The organism is Micromonospora sp. NPDC093244 (assembly GCF_040683695.1).
Lineage (GTDB): Bacteria > Actinomycetota > Actinomycetes > Mycobacteriales > Micromonosporaceae > Micromonospora.
Genome location: NZ_JBFBEO010000004.1, coordinates 376709 through 400491, shown reverse-complemented (window position 1 = coordinate 400491; position 23783 = coordinate 376709). Strand labels below are relative to the sequence as shown.

Annotated in this window: 19 protein-coding genes; 9 read left to right on the top strand and 10 right to left on the bottom strand. The window is 72.3% G+C overall.

Features of this window, described 5'->3' with window-relative positions:
* The first annotated feature begins 90 nt into the window (after nt 1-90).
* Both AB0N27_RS22690 and AB0N27_RS22685 read left to right on the top strand, forming a co-directional pair.
* Nucleotides 91-1749 (top strand): family 10 glycosylhydrolase, encoded by a 1659-nt coding sequence (locus AB0N27_RS22690; RefSeq protein WP_364373140.1) that lies wholly within the window; start codon nt 91-93, stop codon nt 1747-1749.
* A gap of 179 nt (nt 1750-1928) precedes the next feature.
* Nucleotides 1929-2465, top strand: coding sequence for a phospholipase (locus AB0N27_RS22685; protein WP_364373137.1), 537 nt, complete (start codon nt 1929-1931; stop codon nt 2463-2465).
* Nucleotides 2466-2565: 100 nt separating this feature from the next.
* Here the strand turns inward: AB0N27_RS22685 and AB0N27_RS22680 are convergent, their stop codons facing one another.
* Nucleotides 2566-5406, bottom strand: a complete 2841-nt coding sequence (locus tag AB0N27_RS22680) for an NB-ARC domain-containing protein (protein WP_364373134.1) — start codon at nt 5404-5406, stop codon at nt 2566-2568.
* A 152-nt stretch (nt 5407-5558) separates the two neighbouring features.
* The gene (locus AB0N27_RS22675; protein ID WP_364373131.1) at nt 5559-5780 is read right to left on the bottom strand and encodes a zinc ribbon domain-containing protein; all 222 of its coding nucleotides are present in this window, start codon (nt 5778-5780) and stop codon (nt 5559-5561) included.
* A gap of 54 nt (nt 5781-5834) precedes the next feature.
* Between AB0N27_RS22675 and AB0N27_RS22670 the strand changes: the two genes are divergently transcribed.
* From AB0N27_RS22670 to AB0N27_RS22660, 3 genes are all read left to right on the top strand, one after another.
* A complete protein-coding gene (locus tag AB0N27_RS22670; protein WP_364373128.1) occupies nt 5835-7229 on the top strand; it encodes a lytic murein transglycosylase in 1395 nt (464 codons plus the stop codon).
* A gap of 72 nt (nt 7230-7301) precedes the next feature.
* Nucleotides 7302-8318 carry a GNAT family N-acetyltransferase gene (locus tag AB0N27_RS22665; protein ID WP_364373394.1) on the top strand — a complete coding sequence of 339 codons (1017 nt, stop codon included), beginning with the start codon at nt 7302-7304 and terminating at the stop codon, nt 8316-8318.
* Between the two features lie 92 nt (nt 8319-8410).
* Nucleotides 8411-11689, top strand: a complete 3279-nt coding sequence (locus AB0N27_RS22660) for a lamin tail domain-containing protein (RefSeq protein ID WP_364373125.1) — start codon at nt 8411-8413, stop codon at nt 11687-11689.
* A 90-nt stretch (nt 11690-11779) separates the two neighbouring features.
* Here the strand turns inward: AB0N27_RS22660 and AB0N27_RS22655 are convergent, their stop codons facing one another.
* Together AB0N27_RS22655 and AB0N27_RS22650 are read right to left on the bottom strand one after the other, a co-directional pair.
* Complete coding sequence (locus AB0N27_RS22655; protein WP_364373122.1) at nt 11780-12139, bottom strand: XRE family transcriptional regulator; 360 nt, start codon at nt 12137-12139, stop codon at nt 11780-11782.
* Between the two features lie 478 nt (nt 12140-12617).
* Nucleotides 12618-12965, bottom strand: coding sequence for a MerR family transcriptional regulator (locus AB0N27_RS22650; protein ID WP_364373119.1), 348 nt, complete (start codon nt 12963-12965; stop codon nt 12618-12620).
* A gap of 57 nt (nt 12966-13022) precedes the next feature.
* On the opposite strand from AB0N27_RS22650, the gene AB0N27_RS22645 reads away from it, so the two are divergent.
* Together AB0N27_RS22645 and AB0N27_RS22640 are read left to right on the top strand one after the other, a co-directional pair.
* The gene (locus AB0N27_RS22645; RefSeq protein WP_364373116.1) at nt 13023-13598 is read left to right on the top strand and encodes an NAD(P)H-dependent oxidoreductase; all 576 of its coding nucleotides are present in this window, start codon (nt 13023-13025) and stop codon (nt 13596-13598) included.
* Nucleotides 13599-13607: 9 nt separating this feature from the next.
* Nucleotides 13608-15134, top strand: coding sequence for a DHA2 family efflux MFS transporter permease subunit (locus AB0N27_RS22640; protein ID WP_364373113.1), 1527 nt, complete (start codon nt 13608-13610; stop codon nt 15132-15134).
* Here AB0N27_RS22640 and hemB read toward each other — a convergent pair.
* Genes hemB through AB0N27_RS22615 form a run of 5 tightly spaced genes read right to left on the bottom strand, consistent with a single transcriptional unit; the run spans nt 15085 to nt 20762 of the window.
* On the bottom strand, nt 15085-16068 hold the full coding sequence (hemB, locus tag AB0N27_RS22635) for a porphobilinogen synthase (RefSeq protein ID WP_364373110.1): 984 nt from the start codon (nt 16066-16068) through the stop codon (nt 15085-15087). The genes AB0N27_RS22640 and hemB overlap by 50 nt on opposite strands.
* Nucleotides 16069-16088: 20 nt before the next feature.
* On the bottom strand, nt 16089-17669 hold the full coding sequence (locus AB0N27_RS22630; protein WP_364373107.1) for a uroporphyrinogen-III synthase: 1581 nt from the start codon (nt 17667-17669) through the stop codon (nt 16089-16091).
* Entirely contained in the window at nt 17666-18634 is a 969-nt protein-coding gene (gene hemC / locus AB0N27_RS22625; protein WP_364373104.1) for a hydroxymethylbilane synthase, read from the bottom strand. The genes AB0N27_RS22630 and hemC overlap by 4 nt, the downstream gene beginning before the upstream one ends.
* Complete coding sequence (locus AB0N27_RS22620) at nt 18631-20028, bottom strand: glutamyl-tRNA reductase (protein WP_364373101.1); 1398 nt, start codon at nt 20026-20028, stop codon at nt 18631-18633. The genes hemC and AB0N27_RS22620 overlap by 4 nt, the downstream gene beginning before the upstream one ends.
* The gene (locus AB0N27_RS22615) at nt 20025-20762 is read right to left on the bottom strand and encodes a redox-sensing transcriptional repressor Rex (protein WP_364373098.1); all 738 of its coding nucleotides are present in this window, start codon (nt 20760-20762) and stop codon (nt 20025-20027) included. The genes AB0N27_RS22620 and AB0N27_RS22615 overlap by 4 nt, the downstream gene beginning before the upstream one ends.
* Nucleotides 20763-21131: 369 nt before the next feature.
* Between AB0N27_RS22615 and AB0N27_RS22610 the strand changes: the two genes are divergently transcribed.
* Nucleotides 21132-22433 (top strand): sensor histidine kinase, encoded by a 1302-nt coding sequence (locus AB0N27_RS22610; protein ID WP_364373095.1) that lies wholly within the window; start codon nt 21132-21134, stop codon nt 22431-22433.
* A 40-nt stretch (nt 22434-22473) separates the two neighbouring features.
* Complete coding sequence (locus tag AB0N27_RS22605; protein WP_364373092.1) at nt 22474-23127, top strand: response regulator transcription factor; 654 nt, start codon at nt 22474-22476, stop codon at nt 23125-23127.
* Here AB0N27_RS22605 and AB0N27_RS22600 read toward each other — a convergent pair.
* Nucleotides 23108-23773 carry an HAD hydrolase-like protein gene (locus tag AB0N27_RS22600; protein ID WP_364373089.1) on the bottom strand — a complete coding sequence of 222 codons (666 nt, stop codon included), beginning with the start codon at nt 23771-23773 and terminating at the stop codon, nt 23108-23110. The genes AB0N27_RS22605 and AB0N27_RS22600 overlap by 20 nt on opposite strands.
* Between the last annotated feature and the right edge of the window lie 10 nt (nt 23774-23783).

The window sequence follows — 23783 nt, the reverse complement described above, 5'->3', positions numbered from 1 at the left end:
AAATTTCCTACCAGCGGCAGATAGTCATCGGCGAATCTTGCCGACATGCCGCGTTGATCACACGGGAGCCCCAACGAAGGGACACACCGCATGAAGGCAACTCGCCTCGCGGCCGCCGGGCTGGCCACAGCCCTGCTCGCCACGCTCGCGGCGGCCTCCACCCCCGCGAGCGCCGCACCTTCCACCTCCGCCTCCACCACCACCTGCGTCACCGACCCCGCCACGCCGAAACGGCAGTTCCGGGCGATGTGGATATCGTCGGTGGTCAACATCGACTGGCCCAGCAAGGCGTCCCAGACCAGCCCGGACCGGATCGCCGCCCAGCAGACCGAGTACCGCGAACTGCTCGACCTCGCCGAACGGCTGAACCACAACGCGGTGGTGGTCCAGGTCCGGCCGACCGCCGACGCGCTCTGGCCGTCACCGTACGAGCCGTGGTCCGAATACCTGACAGGCGTCCGGGGCCAGGACCCCGGCTGGGACCCGCTGGCCTTCCTGGTCGCCGAGTCGCACAAGCGCAACCTGGAGTTCCACGCCTGGTTCAACCCGTACCGCGTCTCCATGCCGGCCCCCGGCGGCGCCGGCGCGGACCTCAGCCTGCTCGCCCCCGACCACCCGGCCCGGCAGCACCCGGACTGGACCTTCGCCTACCCGCCGGCCGGCGTCGCCGGCAGCCGGCTCTACTACAACCCAGGCATCCCCGAGGTACGCGAGTTCGTGCAGACCGCGATGATGGACGCCGTCAAGCGGTACGACATCGACGGCGTGCACTTCGACGACTACTTCTACCCGTACCCCAGCGGCACCTACCAGGTGCCCGACGACGCCACCTTCGCCGCGTACAACAGGGGCTTCACCGACCGGGCGGACTGGCGGCGGGACAACATCAACCTGCTGATCCAGGAGATGAACAGCAAGATCAAGGCGGCGAAGCCGTGGGTGAAGTTCGGCGTCAGCCCGTTCGGCATCTGGCGCAACAAGACCGCCGACCCACTGGGCTCGGACACCACGGGCAGCCAGTCGTACGACATCATCTCCGCCGACACCCGCAAGTGGGTCAAGCAGGAGTGGATCGACTACGTGGTGCCGCAGCTCTACTGGTACATCGGCCAGTACCCGGCCGCCGACTACGCGCGCCTGGTGCCGTGGTGGGCCGAGACGGTACGCGGCACCCGCGTGCAGCTCTACATCGGCCAGGCCGACTACAAGAGCGGCGACCCGGCGTACGGGCCGTTCTGGCAGAACCCCCGTGAGCTGTCCGACCACCTGACGCTCAACCGGTCGTACCCGGAGGTGCAGGGCAACGTGCACTTCTCCGCCGTACAGGTGCGGGCCAACCGGCTGGGCGCCACCGACATCTACGCCGCCGAGCACTACTCGCGCCCCGCGCTGGTGCCGGCCATGCCGCACCTGCCGGCCAAGCCCCTGCTCTTCCCGGTGATCACCAAGATCACCCGGCAGGCCGACGGGGTACGCCTCAGCTGGCGTCAGCCCGCCGACGGCGTCGGCCCGCTGGGCACCGCCACCTCGTACGCCATCTACCGGTTCGACGGCACCACGCTGCCCGGTCGGTGCGCCACGGCCGACGCCGCGCACCTGGTCGACACCGTCCGGGCCGTGCCGGGCGCGGCACAGTCGTGGGTGGACACCACGGCCGAGCCCGGCCGTCGCTACACCTACCAGCTGACCGCGCTGGACCGGTCGGCGAACGAGAGCCTCCCCAGCCCGCCGGCGTTCAGCAGGCGCTGACCGCCCTCTCGAATGCCCCGGGCGCCCGCGCGCCCGGGGCATTTCGTCTGTTTGAACCCATGTCACCAATAGTTGGCACGGCACATACCACCCGGTTGATCAATTGATCGACACTTGTCGAATCCCGGTGACCCGCCGGTAACTTCCGTCCCAGCCGCTCACCCCCGCGGAGGTAACAAGTGCCCCGACGTCTCGCCACCCTGCTCGCCTCGGGCGCGCTCGCGCTGCTCGCCACCCTCGCCATCGCCTCCCCCGCCGCCGCCGTCACCGCCGCGGAGAAGCTCTCCGTACTGTCCAGCTGGACCCAGACAAGCGCGTCCAGCTACAACTCCTGGAACAGCGCCCGGGTCAACCGGGCCCCCTGGGCCGAGTACAACTTCGACTGGTCCACCGACTACTGCTCGTCCAGCCCGGACAACCCGCTCGGGTTCACCTTCAACCTGGGCTGCTACCGGCACGACTTCGGCTACCGCAACTACAAGGCGGCCGGCCAGTTCTCCGCCAACAAGTCCCGCCTCGACAGCGCCTTCTACGCCGACCTGAAGCGGGTCTGCACCACCTACAACACGGTCGTCCGTCCGGCCTGCTACAGCCTGGCCTGGACCTACTACCAGGCGGTAAGCATCTTCGGCTCCGTCGCCGCCGTCCAGCAGGCCGACATCGACCGCGCCGCCCGAATGAAGGCCGAAGCCGAAGCCAACGCCGCCCGCGCCTGACCCCACCCCCCTCCCCGCCGTTGATCAAGAGGTTTGCGTTCCTGACGCAAATCTCTTGATCAACAGAGGCGGGGCGGGGGCCCGGCGGGGCAGGGGCGGGTTAGGCGCGTTCGGTTCGGGTTGCGGGGTGCCGGTCGGCGTCGGCGGGACTGCGCGGGGCCGGTTGGGACAGTCCAGTGCTGAAGCGGGTCGAATCCGCCGCCAGATCCGGATGTTCCACGTCGAGCGCCAGCACTGCGGCCTCGTCCAACCCCAACTCGGCGCCCTCGCCGTACGCGTCGTCGAAGGCGGCGTCACCCAACGCGGCCCGCAACTCCGCCTGCTGCTCGGCCCAGTAGCCGCCGTAGATCCCCGGCGTCGCCCGCATGCTCGCCCGGGTGGCCTGCGCCGCCCCGAACAGCCGAGCCGCGGTCAGCCGGTTGCCGCCTGCCGCGCAGCGCACCGCGATCGCGTTCAACGTGTCGCACGCACCGCCGTGATAGCCGTGACCCATCCGCGACCGCAACGCCACAAGCAGATGCTCGTGCGCGGCGATCACGTCACCCCGGGCCAACGCGACCATCCCGAGCAGCATGTCGACCGACCGTCGGCCCCGCTCCACGGGCCGGGCCGCCTCCACCGGGCGGACCGCCCCCAGCAGGTCCGCGGCCTCCGCCAGCGCGCCCCTTCGCCACAGCAGCTCGGCCAGGCTGAACACCGCGAACAACGCCTCGCCCACCACGTCCTGCCCGTGCGCCCAGTCGATGACCTCCCGGCACACCCGCTCGGCCTCGGCGAACTGCCCCATGTCGACGAGCGGCGCGGCACGACCGGCGAGCACCCGCGCCAACAACCCGGCGTCGCCGGCCTGCCGGGCCGCCGCCTCCGCCCGCTGGGAAAAGCGCAACTCCTCGGCGAACTCGCCGTCCGCACCGGCGTGCAGGGAGTGCATGTGGTACGCCGCCGCCAGCTCCGCCTCCGGTATCCGCTCACCGGTCTCGGCGATCCGCCCGTACAGCCGGAACAGCCACAGCCGCCCCTCCCGGGCCAGGCCACGCTCCCGCCACCACTGGTCCAGCCCACCGGCCAGGCCGAGGCCGGCGCGGGCGCTGCCACCTGTGGCACACCACCGCAGCGCCGCCCGCAACTCCCCTGCGAGAGGGTCCAGGGTGTAGAGCGACAGCGTCACCGGCCGCCCGTCCGGCCCCAGATGCGCCCGCTCCAACGCGTGCGCAGACCAGGCCACGTGCCGATCCCGGGCAGCCTGCTCCTCACCCGCCTCGGCGAGTCTGCGCGCCGCGTACGCACGGATCGGGTCGAGCATCCGGTACGTGCTGCCGGCCGCACGTGGCTCGGCCAGCACCATCGACTTGTCCACGAGCACCGACAGCGGATCCAGCGGGTCGTCGCCCAGCAGCCACTCCACAGTCGCCAGGTCCACCGGGCCGGCGAAGACCGCCAGCCACCGCAGCAGACGGGCGGCCCGGGGGCCCAACGTCCGGTACGACCAGGTGACTGTCGCCTGCATGGTCAGGTGCCGTTCGGTGGCCGAGCGCTGCACCGCCCTGCTCGCCGGAGTCGGCGGCGAAGCCCCGGCCGCCGCCGCCACCAGGTCCACAGTGTCCTGCTGGTTGCCGGACCAGCCCCGCTCCATCGGCGGCGGCTCCGGATCCTCCCGGCCCGCGTCCAACGTGCTGAGCACGTCGTCGAGCCGCTCGGCGAGCTGACCGACGGAGAGCACCCGCAGCCGGGCCGCCGCCAACTCGATGGCCAGGGGCAGCCCGTCGAGCCGCTGCACCACCCGGCGCAGGTCGGCCGACTCGGACGGTTCCGGCTGCCGGCCACCCCGCGCCGCCGCCGTACGGTCCAGCAGCAGCGCGACCGCGTCGCTCTCCGCGCCGTCTGCCCGCGGGTCGACCGAGAGCGGCGGGATCCGCCACACCACCTCACCGGGCAGGCTGAACGACTCGCGGCTGGTGGCCAGCACCCGTACGCCCTCCCCACCGGAGAGCAGCCGCGCGATGACCTCCGCGCACGCGGCCGGCTGCGTGTCGCAGGTGTCCAGCACGACAAGCATCCGACGACCGGCCGCGTACTCGACGAGGGTGTCCAGCATCGGGCGGCCCGGCTCCGGTCGCAGCCCGAGCACGGCGGCGATGGCGAACGCCACCAACCCCGGATCGGTCACCGAGGCGATGTCGACGAACCACACCCCGTCCGGGTACGCCTCGACCATCCCGCTGGCCAGCTCAACCGCGAGTCGGGTCTTACCAGCCCCACCGGCACCCAGCACGGTGACCAGGCGGTGCCGTTCCACCAGCAGGCCCAGCTCGACGCGTTCGGCCTGCCGGCCGACGAAGGAGGTCACCTGCGTGGGCAGGTTGTGCGCCACCGCGTCGGCGGTGCGGGGACGGGGGAACTGCCGCTCCAGGCCCGGTGCGACGAGCTGGAACAGCCGCTCCCGGTCGTCGAACCCGCGTAGCCGGTGCAGGCCCAGGTCGAGCAGGGTGGCACCGGCGGGCAGCGGGTCGGCCCGGCGGGCGGTCGACGCAGAGCAGAGCACCTGCCCGCCGTGCGCCGCCGAGGCCACCCGGGCCGCCCGGTGCACCTCGGGGCTTGCGTACTCCCCGTCGCGCGGCTCCGCGTAGCCGGTGTGCAGGCCCATCCGCACCCGGGGCGCGGCGTCAGGCGTGGGCCATTCGTGGTTCGCCAACGCGCGCTGCGCGGTCAGGCAGGCGGTCAGGGCCGCCGTCGCGTCGTCGAAGGCCAGGAAGAACGAGTCGCCCTCGGTCAACAGCTCCGAGCCGCCGGTGCAGGCGAGCGTCCGGCGCAGCAGCCGGCGGTGTTCGGCGAGCACCGGGCGGTAGTCCGGGCCGAGCAGCTGGGCCAGCCGGGTCGAGCCCTCGATATCGGTGAACACGAAGGTCACCCAACCGCTCGGGAGCTGGATCCGTGGCGACATGCGTGGAACCTCCGCCCGTGACGTCGGGTTCATGCTGCCTGAGTCCGAGCGGTCACGCATCGTGAGAACGGCCGGCCCGGTGCCGCCTCAAAGTGCCACTCGAACCCGTTCCCGGCAAGGGCAGCCCACCAGTCGGCGGCGAACCGGCCCGTTCAGCAACCGCAGGCGCCGCCGCAGCAACCGCCCCCACCCGGGGCGGCGGCACCACCGGACGGACCAGCCACGCCCCGGCCGGTGACCGCGATCGCGGACAGAAGCTTGACCGTGTCGGCATGTCCCTGCGGACAGGCCGCCGGCTCGCCGGCTGCCGCCATTGGACGGTTGACCTCGAAGGTGTCGCCGCAGGCGCGGCATCGGAACTCGTACCGGGGCATGGCATCAGGGTACGTGGACCTGACGCCCGGCGGGGCATGGGTAATACTCGACGGGTGGTGGACGGCGAGGACGAAACGCGTGTACGACCGCTACGACCGTCCGCGCCGCTGGACGGCCCGTTGGACGGTTCGGGAGCCGCGCCGGATCCGGCTCCCAGGGTGGTGCCCCGCCCTCGCCGTCCCTGGCTGAGCGGAAGCTCCACCACCACGTCCCCGACGGCCGACACGCCGAGCGGTGAACCGAAGGCCGTCGAGCCGACCGCGGACCCGGCGAAGGCGGCAACCGGATCGGACGCCTCCGCGCCGATCGGCGGACCGGCTGCCGCGAGCGCGGCGACCGAACCGAAGGCCACGGCCCCGAAGGCGGAGCCCGCGAAGGCCGAGACCGAGAAGGCCGCGACCGGCACGGCCGAGGGTGCGGCCGATGCCCCGGTCACAGACCTGGCCGTGACCACTGTGGACGCGACGCCGGTTCCGGCGGTCGCCGATCCCGGGCGACGTCGCCGGGTGCCGTTCGCGCACGCCGTACGGCTGCCACCGCCACGCCAGGCCGCGACGACCGCCGCCCGGGCGACCCGGGACTGGGCCCGCCGGCCCAGTGGCCGGCTCACCCTGCCCGGCGTGTTCCTGCTGGCCCTGGTGGCCGCGACCGCCGCGGCGGGCGCGCTGCTCGTGCCCGCCACCATCCGCGCCCCCCGACCGGTCGCCGCCGACTCGTCCGAGACACCGACCGCCGCCGCTCCGCCGGTCGGCCTGCCCTCCGGCGGGCTGCCCACCGCCCTGCCCAGCGGCGGCGTACCCACCGGCGGGCCAACCGGTGGGTACCCCACCGGCGGATTCCCGACCGGCCCGGCCGTTCCGCCGGTGGTCGGCGGACGACCCTCGGACGCGCTCGCCGGCTGGGCCCAGCAGATCGGCGCCAAGGTCGGTGTCCCGCCGGCCGCCATGCAGGCGTACGGCTACGCCGAGCTGGTGCTCGCCCAGACCAACCGCAGTTGCGCGTTGAGCTGGACCACGCTTGCCGCGATCGGTCTGATCGAGTCGGGGCACGGCTCGCACAACGGTGCCCGGCTGGGACAGGACGGCAGGGCGCTGCCGGAGATCATCGGTGAGCCGCTGGACGGCAACGGCGGCCGGATGCGGATCATCGACACCGACCGCGGCGCCCTCGACAAGGACACCACCTTCGACCACGCGATCGGGCCCATGCAGTTCATCCCGACCACCTGGCAGGAGATCGGCGCGGACGCGGACAACGACGGGCGCAAGGACCCGCACGACATCGACGACGCCGCCCTGGCAGCCGCGAACTACCTCTGCAAGGGCGGGCGCAACCTGAGCATCCCGGGCGACTGGTGGAACGCGATCCTGTCGTACAACGACGTGCGCCGGTACGCCCAGGACGTCTACGACGCCGCAAACCGGTACGGACGGGCCAGCCGCACGTGAAGTGATCGTTCACATACATTGGAGAACTGGACACTTCCCCCGGGCTGCTGTTAGCGGCAAGCTAGACGGGTGATGGTGCGCGAGTGGGACCCCAGGACCGCGTCGTCCGCCGAGATCGCGTCGCTGCTGGACACGCTGAACGCGGTTCTGGCGGCCGATCTGCCGCAGGACCCGCCCTGGCGGGAGACGTCCCTGCGGGAATACCTCGCCGAGGTGATGCCCGGCGAACGGCGGATCTCCTGGATCGCCCAGGCCGACCCGACCGACGTCGCCGACCCGGGCGCGATTCTCGGCCAGGTGCACGTGCTGCTCCTCGGCGACATCGGCGTGCTCGAGGTGCTGGTGCACCCGTCGGTCCGACGCTCCGGGCTCGGCCGTGACCTGGTGCTGCGCGCCGCGCGCCGGGTCTACCAGGAGGGCTTCCAGTCGATCGGGGTGGAGGTCGTCGGCGACACGCCGGCGGTGGGCTTCTACGAGTCGCTCGGCTTTACCCGGGAGTACGTGGAGACGCGAAGCGTCCTCGACCTGTCGGCTGTCGACTGGCCCGAGTTGGCCGAGATGGCCACCGGCGTCGCGGCGGGTTACCACCTGGAGTTCTTCCCCGGCGGGCCGCCGGATGACCTGATCGAGGCGTACGCGCGGGCCAAGGCCGAGGTGCGCGACGTCGACGACGGCGAGTTGCGGCCCAGCTCGTACGACCCGCAGCGGCTGCGGGACAGCCTGGACACCCTGCACCGGCGGGGCATGAAGCCGTACATCGTGCTGGCCCGGCACGAGCAGAGCGGCGAGGTGGCCGGCCTGACCGAGGTGGTGGTGCCGGCGCAGCACCCGACCCGCGCCGACCAGTACGACACGATCGTCGCGCAGGACCACAGGGGTTACGGCATCGACCGGGCGATCAAGGCCCGGATGCTGCTGGAGCTGCGGTCAGCCGAGCCGAAGCTGGTCGAGGTGCAGACCTGGAACGCGCAGGCCAACGAGGCGATGCTCAAGGTCAACGCGGAGCTGGGTTACCGGCCCGACCGGGACTGGTGCGAATACAGCGTCGACGTCGCCGAGCTGGTGCACCGCCTCGACCCGCCGCGCTGAGGAATTCACGAAACTGTCCGATGGGGGATGGACGATGGACAGTCGGGCACCTTAACGTGCGTTGACCCCCGTCCACCCATCGTGGAGGCCCCATGCGCCCGCGCCGCTCAATAGCCGCGCTCGCGACCGCCACCGCCGCCGTGACAGTCACGGCGCTCGGCGTCGCACCCACCGCGGCCAGCGCCGCGCCCACCGACCTGTTCATCTCGGAGTACGTCGAGGGATCGTCGAACAACAAGGCGATCGAGCTGTTCAACGGCACCGGCGCCGCTGTCGACCTGACCGCCGGCGGCTACCAGTTGCAGCTCTACTTCAACGGCTCCACCACGGCCACCACCATCGCGTTGACCGGGAGCGTGGCCGCCGGCGACGCGTTCGTGTTCGCCAGCGCGTCGGCTTCTGCCGCCGTCCTCGCCCAGGCCGACCAGACCACCGGGGCGAGCCTGTTCAACGGCGACGACGCGATAGTGCTGCGCCGGGGCACCACGGTGCTCGACTCGATCGGCCAGGTGGGTGTCGACCCGGGCGCCGAGTGGGGTGCCGGTGCGACAAGCACCGCGGACAACACGCTGCGCCGGCTGGCGAGCGTGACAGCCGGAGACACCGACCCGTCGGACGCGTTCGACCCCGCCGCCCAGTGGGCCGGCCTGCCCGTCGACACGTTCGACGGGCTCGGCGCGCACACCGTGGACGGCGGCGGCCCGGTCGACGTACCGGCCACGCTGACCTGCGGCGGGCCACTGGTCACGGCGGCAGGCACGGCCGCGAGCCGCGAGGTCACCGCCACCGATTCCGACGACACGATCGTCGACCTGGCGGTCACCGCGATCAGCCCGAGCCCGACCTCCGGCTCGATCACCCGTACCGCGTTCACCCCGGCCGACGGGGTGGGCGGCACCGCCCGTGCCACGATCAGCGCGAGCGCCGACCTCGCCGCTGGGGCGTACACCGTCACCGTGACCTCTACCGACGCGGGCGGTGGCACCGCCACCTGCGCGCTGGCCGTGCAGGTGACCCGGGAGCTGACCGTCGGGGAGGTGCAGGGTCCGACCACCGACGCCGAGTCCGGCCCCGCCGACAGGTCACCGCTCGCACCGGCGAGCGGCAACGGCACCAGCAGCACGATGTACGACGTACGCGGCGTGATCACCCAGTTGACGCTTGCCCGCACGTCGGCCGGGGCGGAGCAGCACGGGTTCTTCCTGCAGAGCCGCACCGGCGACACCGACGGCGACCCGACCAGTTCCGACGGCGTCTTCGTGTTCATGGGCGCGTTCACGTCGCTGATCGGCGGGTACGTGCCGACCGTCGGCGACGAGGTGGTGCTCCGGGCCCGGGTGTCGGAGTACTACAACTTCACCCAGCTCTCCGGCGCCTCGCTGGTCCGCCGGATCGCCGCCGGCCTGGACGTGGACACGGCTGTCGCGGTGACCGACGCGGTGCCTCCTGTCGAACTGACCGAAGCGCAGCGCTGGTGGGAGCGGTACGAGGGCGCCCGTCTGCGGGTACGTGCCGGCAGCGGCGCGGTGAGCGGCCGGGATGTCTTCTCGTCCACCGCCGACGCCGAGTTGTGGGTGATCGACCGGGACGACCCGCTGCTGGACCGCGCCGATCCGTACTCCCGGCGGGTCTTCCGGGATTCGCACCCGCTGGACAACGACCCGACCCGCCGCTTCGACGACGGCAACGGTCAGCGGGTGCTGCTCGGCAGCATGGGTGTGAAGGCCACCGCCGGGGACAGCACGGCGCTGCTCCCGCCGGCGCACACCTTCGACACGCTGCGCGCGGACGCGGTGGGCGGCGTCTACTACTCGTTCGAGAAGTACGGCGTCCAGGTCGAGCGGGCGGAGTTCGACGCCGGGGCGGACCCGTCGAGGAACAACCCGCCGAAGGCCGCGGACCGGTCCCAGGAGGTGGCGGTCGCCACGTACAACGTGGAGAACCTGTACGACTACCGCGACGACCCGTTCGACGGCTGCGACTTCGCCGGCAACGTCGGCTGCACGGGTGTTTCCCCGCCGTTCGACTACGTGCCGAGCAGCGAGGCGGACTATCGGGAGCACCTGACGTCGCTCGCCGACCAGATCGTCAAGGATTTGCACGCGCCCGACCTGATCCTGGTGCAGGAGGCCGAGGACCAGGACATCTGCACCGTCTCCGGTACGGCGTTGGCCTGCGGCGACACCGACAACGCCGACGGCGCTCCGGACAGCATCCAGGAGTTGGCGCTCGCGGTGGCGGCGGCCGGCGGGCCGGCGTACGCCGCGACCTATGACCGGACCGGCGCGGACGCCCGCGGGATCACCGCCGCGTTCCTGTACCGCACCGACCGGCTGTCGTTGGCGGCCGCGACGGCGAACGACCCGCTGCTCGGCTCGGCGCCAACGGTCCAGTACCGGGCCCCGGGACTGCCGGGCAACGCCGACGTGCAGAACCCGAAGGCCCTGAACGCGGTGCTGCCGGCCGATGTGGACACGTCGACCGGAAAGGACGGGAACAACGTCTTCACCAGGGCACCGCAGCTGGGCAAGTTCACGGTCGCCGCGGCACCCGGCGCTGCCGAGCGGTTCACCCTGTACGCGCTGAGCAACCACTACTCCTCCGGCCCGGACGGCCGGATCGGGCAGCGGCGGGAGCAGGCGGCGTACGGCGCGGCTATCGTCACCGCGATCGAGGCGGCCGATCAGAGCGCCCGGGTGGTGTACGGCGGGGACCTGAACGTCTTCCCCCGCCCGGACGATCCGATCGCCACCGGCGCGCAGCCGACGCCGTCGGACCAGCTCGCCCCGCTCTACGAGGCCGGCCTGCACAACCTGTGGGACACCCTCGTCGCGCAGGTGCCCGCCTCGGCCTACTCGTACAGCTTCGAGGGGCAGGCGCAGACGCTCGACCACCTGTTCGTCAACGACGCGCTCTACGGTGACCTGGTGCAGGTGCGCGCGGCGCACGTCAACGCCGACTGGCCGGCGGAGTTCACGGGTGACGGGTCGCGGGGCTCCAGCGACCACGACCCACAGGTGGCCCGTTTCCGCTCCCGGGCGTCGTTGACCGTCACCGACACGTCGGTGGTCGAGGGCGACCAGGGCACCCGTCAGCTCACCTTCACGGCGACGGTGTCCCGCCCGTTGTCCCAGCCGGTGCTGCTCTGCGCCGCGACAGTCGGCGTCACGGCGCAGGCGGGCTCGGACTTCGACGCGTACGCCGGTTGCCGGGTGTTGGCCGCCGGTCAGACGTCGGTGGCCTTCCCGGTGACGGTGCGGGGTGACCGCAGGCGCGAGTCGGACGAGCGGCTGACCCTGCTGGTGGCCGGTGTACCCGGTCTGCGGCTGGCCGATCCGCTGGCGATCGGCACGATCACCAACGACGACTGATCCGCAAGGCGCCGTCAGCGGCCCGCCGTCCGGGTTTCTCCCCGGGCGGCGGGCCGCTCTTCGTTGGCTCCGTCTCTCAAAGGCCGGGGTTCAGTAGTACTCCTGGACTGTTGGCGGGGGCGGGATGTGCCGGTGCTGCGCCACTCGCACCTCCCACTGGCTGCGCCGTCGTCGCGCCTCTCGATCGACGGAACTGCGATGGTAGGTCTCCGGAGGCCGGGCCAGCCCGTAGCGGTCCCCCCACCACTCCCCCGGCTCCGGGTCGAGGATGGTGTCGAGGTGCGAGGGGTAACGCCGACCCGCACCGTCGTGGACGTCTTCCCGGTCAACCATCGGCTGGACAATCCGGCCTTCCTGATCCACCACGACCAGGTAGAGGCCGCCCGCGCCGAGCAGGCGTTCCAGTACCGCAAGGCTCGGTGTCAGGCTGCCCGCCTCGATCCGCCCCACCGTCGAGGGTGACACCTGGCGAAGCGGGCCAGCCGAAGTTGACTCAGCCCGACGAGCCGACGTGCGCGGCGAACCAGACCGGCGATGGGGAACCGACCGATGGTAGGGCCAGGGGGAGGAGGAGGCTCGAGCGCCGACGTCATCTCACCACCATCACCCGCGCCGACACCCGGGCTCAATCCCTGTGGATAAACCTGTGGATGATCCGAGGTCGGGCAGGGGTGAGGGCAGGAGCAGGGCGGGGCGGGGCGGGGGCGGGGGCATCGTTCGCAGCCTTTGCTCTGCTTCAACGCACGCAACTGTTGGAGTCCTAAAGTGTTGCGTCCGTTGAAGCAGAGCAAAGGGCGCGCGAAGGGGCAACGGACCTCCTCGGGCAGGTTGTCCGGATGAGTCGTCCTGATGGCTTCGGCGACGGGACCTGGATGCTGGAGAGCCACGTGCCCGCGGACGACCAGCGGCGGATCGGGGCCCGGGCGAGTCAGAGGTCGCAGAGGCGGCGACCGGAGCCGATGTCGTCCAGTGCCGCGTGCAGGTCGCGGATACGCAGCTCGGCCTCCGCGGTCAGCCGATCGTGCAGGCCCTGCCAGTCGGCCAACTGGGGGTCGGGTGGCAGGGCCGCGAGCAGGTCGCGGATCTCGTTGACGGTCAGGCCGACGCGCTGGGCCACCCGCGCCACCCTGATCCGGCAGGCCGCGTCGGTGTCGAAGCGCCGCTGGTTGCCGCCGGTGCGGGAAGCCACGATGAGGCCCTGCCGCTCGTAGAACCGCACGGCGGAGCCGCTGACCCCGCTCTCGCGGGCCACCTCGCCGACAGTCAACGTGCCCATCGCCACTCCCCCGCCGCCATTGACTTCACCATTAGTTCAAGTCCTAGCGTCCGAGGCATGACTACGCAAGAGGGCAGCGCACCGCCGACCGTCGCCGTGCTCGTCGGGAGCGTCAGGCAACCTCGGATAGGCCGCTCGATCGCCGACTGGTTCGTCGCCCACGGGAGCCGCCGCACGGACGTCGACCTGGATCTCGTGGACCTCGCCGAGGTGGCGCTGCCATTCGCCGACACCCCTCCCGGGGGCAATTCGGCCAGCCCGATCAGTGCCCGGTTGGCGGCCGCCGACGCGTTCGTGGTGGTGACACCCGAGTACAACCACAGCTTTCCGGCCGCCCTGAAGAACGCCATCGACTGGCACTACCAGGAGTGGGTCCGCAAGCCGGTGGCCTTCGTGTCGTACGGCGCCGGCTCCGGCGGCATCCGCGCGGTCGAGCAACTCCGGTTGGTCTTCGCCGAGGTGCAGGCCGCCACGACCCGCTCCGGGGTCGTGCTCCGGGCTCCCTGGGAACGACTCGACGTCGCCGGTCGGCTGGTCGACGACGAGCCGCTGCGGCAGGCCGCCGACGGCACGCTGAGCGAGCTGGCCTGGTGGGCCGAGGCGCTGCGGACCGCCCGCCGGGCCCGGCCCTGAGCCGCCGACATGGACGCGTCCGCGCGGCGGCTCGGCTGGTACCTGACCCTGGGTGGTCTGCTCGCGGTGATCGACACCACGGTCACCGTGGTGGCCCTGCCGAGGCTGGTCGACGACCTCGACACCAACCTCACCACGATCGGCTGGGTCACCAGCGGCTATGCGCTCGCCCTGGTCGCGGTGATGCCCACCGCCGCCTGGGCCATCGGCCGCTTCGGCGCCCGCCGCACCTACCTGACCGCGCTGCTGCTGTTCACGGCCGGCTCCGTGTTGGCCGGGGCCGCCTGGAGCGTCGGGTCGCTGATCACGTTCCGGGTCCTCCAGGGGCTCGGCGGCGGACTGCTCAATCCGGTCGGGATGGCCGTCGCGCTCGCCGCGGCGCCGCCCGAACGGCGAGGACGGATGATGAGCCTGCTCGGCCTTCCGGTGCTTGTCGGGCCCCTGATCGGGCCGGTGCTGGGTGGCCTGCTGCTCGATCACGCGTCCTGGCGGTGGATCTTCTGGATCAACCTGCCGGTGGGGTTGTTGGCGATGGTGCTCGGCCGGTCGGTGCTGCCGGTCGCCGACCCGCGACGACAACGAGTCCGGCTGGACGTCGTCGGGTTGCTGCTGCTCTGCCCCGGTCTGGCGCTGGCGGTGTACGGGCTCAGCGTCACAGGCGAGCGGGGCGGGGTCGTCACCGCATCCGTGCTGCTACCGCTCGCGTTCGGCGCCTTGCTGGTGGTCACCTTCGCCTGGCGGGCCGGCCGGGTACGGCAACCACTGCTGCGCCTGGCCGTGCTGCGCGCGCCGGGGATGTCCCCCGGCGCCGCGACTGTGGCGTTCTTCGCCGCCGGATACTTCGGGTCGTTCCTGATCATCCCGGCCTACGTGCAGGTGGTACGCGGTGACTCGGCCACCCTGGCCGGGGTGATCGGCATTCCGCAGGCGCTCACCACCGGGCTGATGCTCCAGGTCGCGACCCGGCTCGTCGACCGGGTCTCGGCGCGGCGGGTGGTCGGGCTCGGCATCGCTACGGCGGTGGCCGGCACTGTGGCTCGGGTGCTGGTGCTCGACGCCGACACGTCGTACCCGCTGCTGGCCACGCTGGGTGCGGTCATCGGCCTGGGCATGGGCGCGACGCTCATGCCGACGATGACCGCTGCCAGCCGGTCGCTCTCGCCCGATGACCTGCCGTCCGGCTCCACGCTGCTCACCACCGTGTCGCACACGTCGGTCGCGGCCGGCACTGCGCTGATCGCCGCCGCCCTGTCCTGGCTGGCGGCCCGGCTCGCCCCGAGCCTGGAAGGCGGGGGCATCACGGCCGCCAACCGGCTCGACCCGGCCAGCCGGCTCGGCCTCGCGCCGGAACTGGCGCAGGCCACCCGGCTCGCGCTGGCGGTGTCGGCCGTGCTGCTGGCGCTGGCCTGGTTGACCAGCCGGCGGCTTCCGAGCGCCGTCGCGGGTGCCGACGAGATGGCCGCTCCGGCGCGACCCGCGGGGTCGGTCAGTAGCGCTGGCGGAGCAGCCCGGCGGCCTCGACCGCCCAGTAGGTGAGGATGATCTGGGCACCCGCCCGCTTGATCGAGGTGAGCGTCTCCAGCATCACCCGCTCCCGGTCGATCCAGCCGTTCGCGGCGGCCGCCTCTACCATCGCGTACTCGCCGGAGACCTGGTAGGCGGCGACCGGGACGTCCACCGCGGCCCGCACCGCCGACACCACGTCGAGGTACGGCAGCGCCGGCTTCACCATCACCAGGTCGGCGCCCTCGGCGACGTCGAGCGCCACCTCACGCAGCGACTCGCGCAGGTTGGCCGGGTCCTGCTGGTAGGTGCGCCGGTCGCCCTCCAGCGCCGACTCCACCGCCTCCCGGAACGGACCGTAGAACGCGGAGGCGTACTTCACGGCGTACGCCAGCACTGCCACGTCCTGGTGTCCGGCGGCGTCGAGCGCCCGGCGCACCACGCCGACCTGGCCGTCCATCATTCCGGACGGCCCGACCATGCCGACCCCGGCGGCGGCCTGGGCCACCGCCATCTCGGCGTACGCGGCCAGGGTGGCGTCGTTGTCCACCTCGCCGTCGGGGGTGAGCAGCCCGCAGTGCCCGTGCGAGGTGAACTCGTCCAGGCACAGGTCGCTCATCACCACTGTGGCGTCGCCGACCTCGGCCACCACGTCGCGGATGGCGACGTTGAGGATGCCGTTCGGGTCGATGCCGCCGGAGCCGGTCGGGTCCCGCCGTTCCGGAACGCCGAAGAGCATGATCCCGCCGACGCCGGCCCGGACCGCCTCGGCGGCCGCCTTGCGCAGCGACTCCCGGGAGTGCTGGAGCACCCCCGGGAGCGAGCCGATGGCGCGCGGCTCGGTCAGTCCTTCCTTGACGAACATCGGCACGACCAGTTCGGCCGGGTCGACCCGGGTCTCGGACACCAGCCGGCGGATCGCCTGGTTACGGCGCAGCCGGCGAGGCCGGATCTCGGGGAACGACATGGCAGAGCCTCCTCGAACGACTACCGGAAGCGCAGAGCGGTCGGGCCCTGCACCTTCGAGCCGCGGCGCTGCTTGGCAGGCATGGCAGCCAGCTTCTCGCGCAGCTCGACGGCGTAGGCGGCGAGCGCCTCCACCAGGTCGGGCACCGAGGCGTGCGGCGGCTGGACGTCGACCCGCAGGCCGAACTCCGTCGCGGTCTCCGCCGTCTTGGGCCCGATAACGGCAACAACGGTACGGGCGTGCGGCTTCCCCGCGATACCGACCAGGTTGCGCACCGTCGAGCTGGACGTGAAGAGCACCGCGTCGAACCCGCCCGACTTGATCGCGTCGCGGATCTCGGCGGGCGGCGGAGCGGCGCGCACCGTCCGGTACGCGGTCACGTCGTCGACCTCCCAGCCGCGCTCGGTCAGCCCGGCGGCCAGCGTCTCGGTGGCGATGTCGGCGCGGGGCAGCAGCACCCGGCCCACCGGGTCGAGGATCTCGTCGTGCGGCGAGAACTCGGCCAGCAGCCCCTCGGAGGACTGCTCCCCGGCGGGGATCAGCTCCGGCTGGATGCCGAACGCGCGCACCGCGTCCGCCGTCGCCTCACCGATGCAGGCGATCTTGACGCCGCCGAAGTGCCGGGCGTCCAGGCCGTGCTCGGCGAACTTCTCCCAGACCGCGCGGACCGCGTTCACCGACGTGAAGATCACCCAGGCGTACCGGCCGTCGACCAGGCCCTTGACCGCCCGCTCCATCTGCGCCGGGGTACGCGGCGGCTCGACCGCGATGGTCGGCACCTCGCACGGGATCGCCCCGTACGCCCGCAGCCGGGCGCTCATCGCGCCAGCCTGCTCCTTGGTACGCGGTACGAGCACCTTCCAGCCGTACAGCGGACGGTTCTCCCACCAGCTCAGCTTGTCGCGCTGGCCCACGCCCGCGCCGACGGTGAGCACCACCCGGCCGGTGAAGCCGAGCGCGGCGGCCACGAAGCTGTCCACCGTCGACGTGGTCGTGTACTGGGTCTCACCGGTGCCGTCGCCTGTCACGCCGACCCCGGTCGTGCCGTCGACCCCGGCGGCCAGCAGCCCGTCCCGGACGGCGGCGAGATCACCGGCGTCCACGGCAAGCGCGAGCGAGCCCCGGCCGACGGCAGCGGCGAGCGCCTCGAAGTCCAGTGCGCTGACGTCCTCGACGTCGGCGGCGGTACGAACACCCGGCAGGGGAACACCCGCATAGGTGGCCACGCCCTCGGCCTGGCCGACGCCCGGCACCACCTCGAAGTGGGCGGCGGTCCGGGCCACCGCCTGCACCTCCTTGACCACCGAGTCGTGGCCGAACGGGTCACCGGCGACCAGGTGCACCGCGTTCAACCCGGAGCGGGCCGCGGAGATCAGCACCTTCGCCACGTCCCCCGGCGCGCCTTCGGCAGGGGTGAACTCGGCGTCGTCTCTGGCCTCGGCGCGAACGACGGAGAGCAGCGACTCGGGGACTCCCCGGTCGTAGATCACCTGGTCGGCGTCGACCAGGGCGTCGTGCGCCCGACGGGTCAGCAGGCCCGGGTCGCCGGGGCCAGCCCCGACGAACGCGATACGGCCGACGGGCTTACGGGTGCGGGTCATTCTGTGCTCCCAAATTGCTGGGTCCCCGGGCCGGTGTGTCCTTCGTGGCCGAGGATCGAGTCGGCGCCGAGGTCGAGGAGTTCGGCGGCGAGTGCCTTACCGATCTCCGCCGCGTCGGCGGGCGTTCCGGTGCGGGACAGCCGAAGGTCACGAGTGCCATCCGGACTGATCACCGCCCCGCGCAGGTAGATCTCATCGCCGGCGTCACCTTCGGCGAGTTCCGCATAGGCGGCGACGGGTGCGCTGCACCCGGCCTCCAGGGTTGCCAGCAACGCGCGCTCCGCGGTGACCGCGGCGCGCGACGGTGCATGGTCGAGCGCACCGAGCAGCTCGACCAGGTCCTGATCGTCGACCCGGCACTCCACGGCCAGCGCGCCCTGGGCGGGCGCGGGCAGCATGAGCATCGGGTCGAGCGTCTCGGTGATCGCGTCGGTCCGACCGATCCGGGCCAGACCGGCCCGGGCCAGCACCACCGCGTCGAGGTCGGCCTCGGGGCCGAGCACCCGCGCCAGGCGGGTGTCGATGTTGCCGCGGATCGGGGTGACCTCCAGTTGCAGCCCGAGGGCGTGCAGCTGGGCGATGCGGCGCAGCGCGCCGGTGCCCACGGTGGCCCCGGGCGGCAGCTCGGCGAGCGTCCGCCCGCCCTTGGCGATCAGCGCGTCGCGCGGGTCCTCTCGGGCCGGCACTGCCGCGATGTGCAGCCCGGCGGCGCCGGCCGTGGGCAGATCCTTGTAGGAGTGCACGGCGAAGTCGATAGTCCGGGCGGTCAGCGCGTCACGCAGTGCGGAGACGAACACCCCGACGCCGAGCCGGTGCACCGGCGCGTTGGAGCGGTCACCGGCGGTGACCACCTCGACCAGCTCGACCGGTCGGCCGGTGGCGGCGATCAACGCCTCGGCGACGTGGCCGGACTGGGCCATCGCCAGGGCGCTGCCCCGGGTGCCGAGGCGCAGGGGGGCGGTCAACGTGCACCTCCGGTGGGCGGGATCTGGTCGGCGGAGTCCGTACCGAGCACCGGGTCGGTGCCGGCGAACACGGCGCCCAGGTCGGGGGACAGCACCTCGGGGACGGTGTCCACGGGTGAGGTCTGCGGCACCTGGAGGTCGAACAGTTCGCGCAGCAGGGCCGCGTACTGGTCGCCGCCGGGCTCGGCGGCCAACTGGCGGACCTTCACTGTGGGCTGGTGCAGGAGCCGCTGCACGACCCGGTGCACCGTACGGGCGACCTCGGCGCGCTGGTCGTCGTCGAGGTCGGGTCGGCGCTGGGCGAGCCGGCGCAGCTCGGCGGTGACCACGTCGTCGGCCCGGCCGCGCAGCGCGGCCACTGTGGGCGCCACGTCGGCGCCGCGCAGCCAGGTGAGGAAACTCTCCACCTCGCCGAGGACGATCCGCTCGACGGCTGCGGCGTCCGCGGCGGCGGGACCGTCGGCGAGCAGCGCCGCCATGCGGTCGATGTCGATCACCTCGACACCGGGCAGGTCGGCGACGCCCTCCTCGACGTCGCGCGGGACGGCCAGGTCGAGCAGGACCAGCGGGCCCCGGGCCCGGTCCCGCTCGGCGAGCGCCGCGCCGACCACCGCCCGGGTGAGGACCGGTTCGGTGGAGGCGGTGGCGGCCACTACGATGTCCACTGTGGATAGGGTGTCGGCCAGCTCGGTCATCGGCGCGGCGCCCGCCCCGTACGACTCGGCGAGCCGCAGGGCCCGGTCGGCGCCACGATTGGTGACGGTGAGCGGCCCCGCGCCCAGGCGGGACAGGGTGGCCACCCCGAGCGAGCCCATCGCGCCGGCGCCGACCACCAGGGCCGGCCGGCCCTCGAGGTCGCCGTCGAGATACTCGGCGGCCAACTCCAGCGCGGCGGTGACGACGCTCTGGCCGGCCCGGTCGATGCCGGTCTCGGCGTGGGCGCGCTTGCCCACCCGCAGCGACTGCTGCATCAGCTCGTGCAGCAGGCGGCCGGCCGAGTCGGCGCCGGTGGCCCAGTGGTACGCGTCACGCAACTGGCCGAGGATCTGCGCCTCGCCCACGACCATCGAGTCCAGGCCGCTGGCGACCCGGAAGACGTGGTCCACGGCGGCGGTGTCGTAGTGCACGTACAGGTGACTGGCGAGCGCCGCCGGCGGGCAGCCGGCCTGCTCGGCCAGGACGGCGCAGATGTCACCGAGCCCACCGTGGAAACCGGACACGGCGGCGTAGACCTCCACCCGGTTGCAGGTGGAGACGAGCACCGCCTCGCTCACGTACGGCTGAGCGACCAGGCGGTCAAGTGTGCGGGTGAGGTCGGCGGGGGGCACGGCCAGCTGCTCCAGCGTGGCGACCGGGGCGGTCCGGTAGGACGCGCCGACGACGAGCAGTTTCACGTGCCGATCGCCTCCTGGGTTTCGGTGGCCGCGAGCCCGCCGGGAAGGGCGGTGAGCGAGGCCTTGCGGTGCTCGTGGAAAGACAGGATCTGCAGCTCGATGGCGAGGTCGACCTTGCGCACGTCGACCCCCTCCGGCACCGAGAGTACGCACGGCGCGAAGTTGAGGATGCTCGTCACGCCGACCGCGACCAGTTGGTCGGCGACGCGCTGGGCGGCGGCGGCGGGGGTGGCGATCACGCCTATCGCGATGGACTCCTGCACGGCGATCTCCGGCAGTTCGTCGACATGCCGTACGACCAGGCCGTTGATCTCCTCACCGACCCGGGAGGGGTCGGCGTCGAGCAGTGCGGCGATCCGGAAGCCCCGGCTGGCGAAGCCGTCGTAGCCGGCCAGAGCGTGACCGAGGTTACCCACGCCGACCAGGGCGACAGCCCTGCGCTGGGTGAGCCCGAGCACGTACTCGATCTGTTCGATCAGCAGGGCGACGTCGTAGCCGACGCCCCGGGTGCCGTACGAGCCGAGGTGGGAGAGGTCCTTGCGGAGCTTGGCGGAGTTGACGCCGGCGGCGGCGGAGAGGCCCTCGCTGGAGACGGTCTCGTGCCCGCCGTCGGCGAGGTTGTGCAGGGCACGCAGGTATTCGGGGAGCCGCGCGACGGTCGCCTCGGGAAGGTCCGGGAGCGCGGGTACGGCACCGGCACGGCCGGGCGCGCCTGGGTGACGGTGCTGACTCATGAGACTCCGTGCGGTGCGATCCTCGGCCAACTCCGCTGGTGGGCCGCTTATGGACTCCCGCTGGCGACCGAGATTGCCGGCTGTGCTAGCAGGGCGCGTCGGAATCACAGCGTAGGCGCTTGTGAAGACGTGCACAAATCGCGATCTTGCCGCTGCGCGCCGCGACTCCACCAGCACCTCCATTCCACAAGATCGATTCAGTGCTCCGCGACCCCGCGTCGCCCGGGGCGATTATTGCTCAATCCCGACTTCTCTGACCAATCCCGCGTTGCGCCCGGCAGTGTCGGCCCACGGGGTAGGGACAGCCCTACGGGAGAGAGGCGGGACTTCGGGATGGGGACAGGCAGCCCGGATGCCTAGCCTTTGGGCATGACCGCCGTTGCCGCCAGTGAGAAACCGACACTGGCACCGAGCATCCCCCGCCAGCTCTTCGTCGACTCCGGGTACGTGCTGATCGGCCTGCCCCTGGCGGTGGCCAGCTTCGTCGTCCTTGCCGTGGGGCTCGTGGTAGGCGTGGGACTGGTGGTCACGGTGATCGGCCTGCCGATCCTCAGCGGCACCCTGTACGCCGCCCGTGGACTGGCCGACATCGAGCGTCTGCGGCTGCCCGCGGTGCTGCGGCAGCCGCGGATCCGACCGCACTACCGGCTGGCCGAGGCGGGGGCGAACGCCTGGCGGCGGATCTTCGTGCCGATGCGCGACGCCCAGTCCTGGCTCGACCTGACACACGGCGTGCTGCGGCTGATCGTGGCGGCGATCACGTTCGTGGTGACCCTGTCCTGGTGGGCTGCGGCGGTCACCGGCTCGTTGTACTGGGCGTACGACTGGGCGCTGCCCCGGGCCGACGGCGAGGGTGACCAGGATCTGCCGCAACTGCTCGGCCTTGGTGACTCGACCACCGCCCGGATCGGGTTGAACACCGCTATCGGTGTGTTCTTCCTGATCACGCTGCCGATCGTGATCAGGGGCTGCGCGCTGCTCCAGGCCAGCTTCGCCAAGGCCATGCTGACCGGGGTGGCCGAGATGCGGGACCGGATCACAGTGCTGGAGGAGCAGAAGCGGGCAGCCGTCTCCGCCGAGGCGTCCGCGCTGCGCCGGCTGGAACGCGACATCCACGACGGCCCCCAGCAGCGTCTGGTCCGCCTGGCGATGGACCTGAGCCGGGCCCGGATGCAGCTCGCCACCGACCCGGAGGCGGCCGGCCGGACCATCGACGAGGCGGTCACCCAGACCAGGGACACGCTTGCCGAGCTGCGGGCCCTGTCCCGGGGGATCGCCCCGCCCATCCTTGTCGACAGGGGCCTGCCCAGCGCCCTGGCCGCCCTCGCCGGCCGAGGGCTGATCCCCATCGAACTCCAGGTGGATCCGCAGCTCGGCACGCCTGGCGGCCGGCTCGACCCGGCTGTGGAGAACACCGCGTACTTCGTGGTGGCCGAGGCGCTCACCAACATCGCCAAGCACAGCAGGGCCACCGACGCCCTGGTCGCGGTGGCCCGGCAGGGCACCCACCTCCAGGTACGGGTGGGCGACGACGGGCAGGGCGGCGCGCACCTGGCCAAGGGGCACGGGCTGGCCGGCATCGCCGACCGGGTGCGGGCGGCCGGCGGCGAACTAGCGGTGGTCAGCCCCGCCGGTGGCCCGACCGAGATCCGCGCCGAGCTGCCCCTGTGAACCGACGAGGACCGCACCCGACGTGGTAGACAACACAGCCATGCGCATCGTGATCGCCGACGACGCCGTCCTGCTCCGGGAGGGGCTGGTGCGGCTGCTGACCGAGAGTGGACACCAGGTGGTGGCCGCCGTCGGGGACGGCGAGGCCCTCGTCGAGGCGGTGGTGGAGCACCAGCCCGACGTGTCGATAGTCGACGTGCGGATGCCCCCGACACACACCGACGAGGGTCTGCGGGCCGCGGTCGAGGCGCGGCGGCTGGTGCCGCGTACGCCGATCCTGGTGCTCTCCCAGTACGTCGAGGTGTCGTACGCCGATGATCTGCTCGCCACCACCGGCGGCGCCGGCGGCGGAATCGGATACCTGTTGAAGGACCGGGTGGCCGCGATCGACGAGTTCCTCGACGCGCTGCGGCGGGTGGCGGCGGGCGGCACCGTGCTCGACCCGGAGGTGGTCGGTCAGCTCTTCGCGCGACGCCGCCGCGACGAGCCGTTGCGCGAGTTGACCCCGCGCGAGCGGGAGGTGCTGGCCCTGATGGCCGAGGGGCGTTCGAACACGGCAATCGCCCGCGCGCTGGTGGTCAGCGACGGCGCGGTGGAGAAGCACGTCCGCAACATCTTCACCAAGCTCACGCTCCCACCGGACACCGAACAGCACCGCCGGGTGCTCGCCGTCCTCACCTATCTGCGGAGCTGATCTCCCGCCCGGCCAGGGCCACCGCGTCGGTGAGGGTGTCAGCCACCGGGTGGCCGGAGGCGCGCAGCCGGGCCGGATCGGTGAACCCGCCGGTGTAGAGCACCGCCCGGCCGCCGACCGCGAGCGCCGCGTCGGCGTCGTCGACGGAGTCGCCGATCAGCACCACGTCGCCGCCGTCCACGCCCAGTTCGGCCAGGTGCGCCTGGAGTGACTCGGCCTTGCGGTCACCGCCGACCGTCGCCCGCAGCCCGTCGACCCGGGTGAAGTGGCTGGTCAACCCGAAGGTGTGCACGGTGGGCACCAGCTCCTCGTGGAACCACATGGAGAGCAGGCTCTGGCTGCCCGGCCAGGCCGCCATCGCGGTCCGCGCGTCGGCGGCCAGCTCGCAGGTGGTCAACCCGTTGCGGTACGCGTCGTGGAAGATCCGGTCCAGCCGGGCGAACGACTCGTCGTCCACGGCCTGGCCGAGCACCTCGGCGTAGTAGTCGGCGATCGGCCGACGGAACCGCACCCGGTGCTCGTCGAGGGTGACCGCCGGGCCACCGACACTGGCGAACGCGACGTTCGTGGAGGCGACCACCAGGCTGAGGTCGTTGAGCAGTGTGCCGTTCCAGTCCCACACCAGGTGGGGGCGCGCGGGGGTCATCAGTGCACCT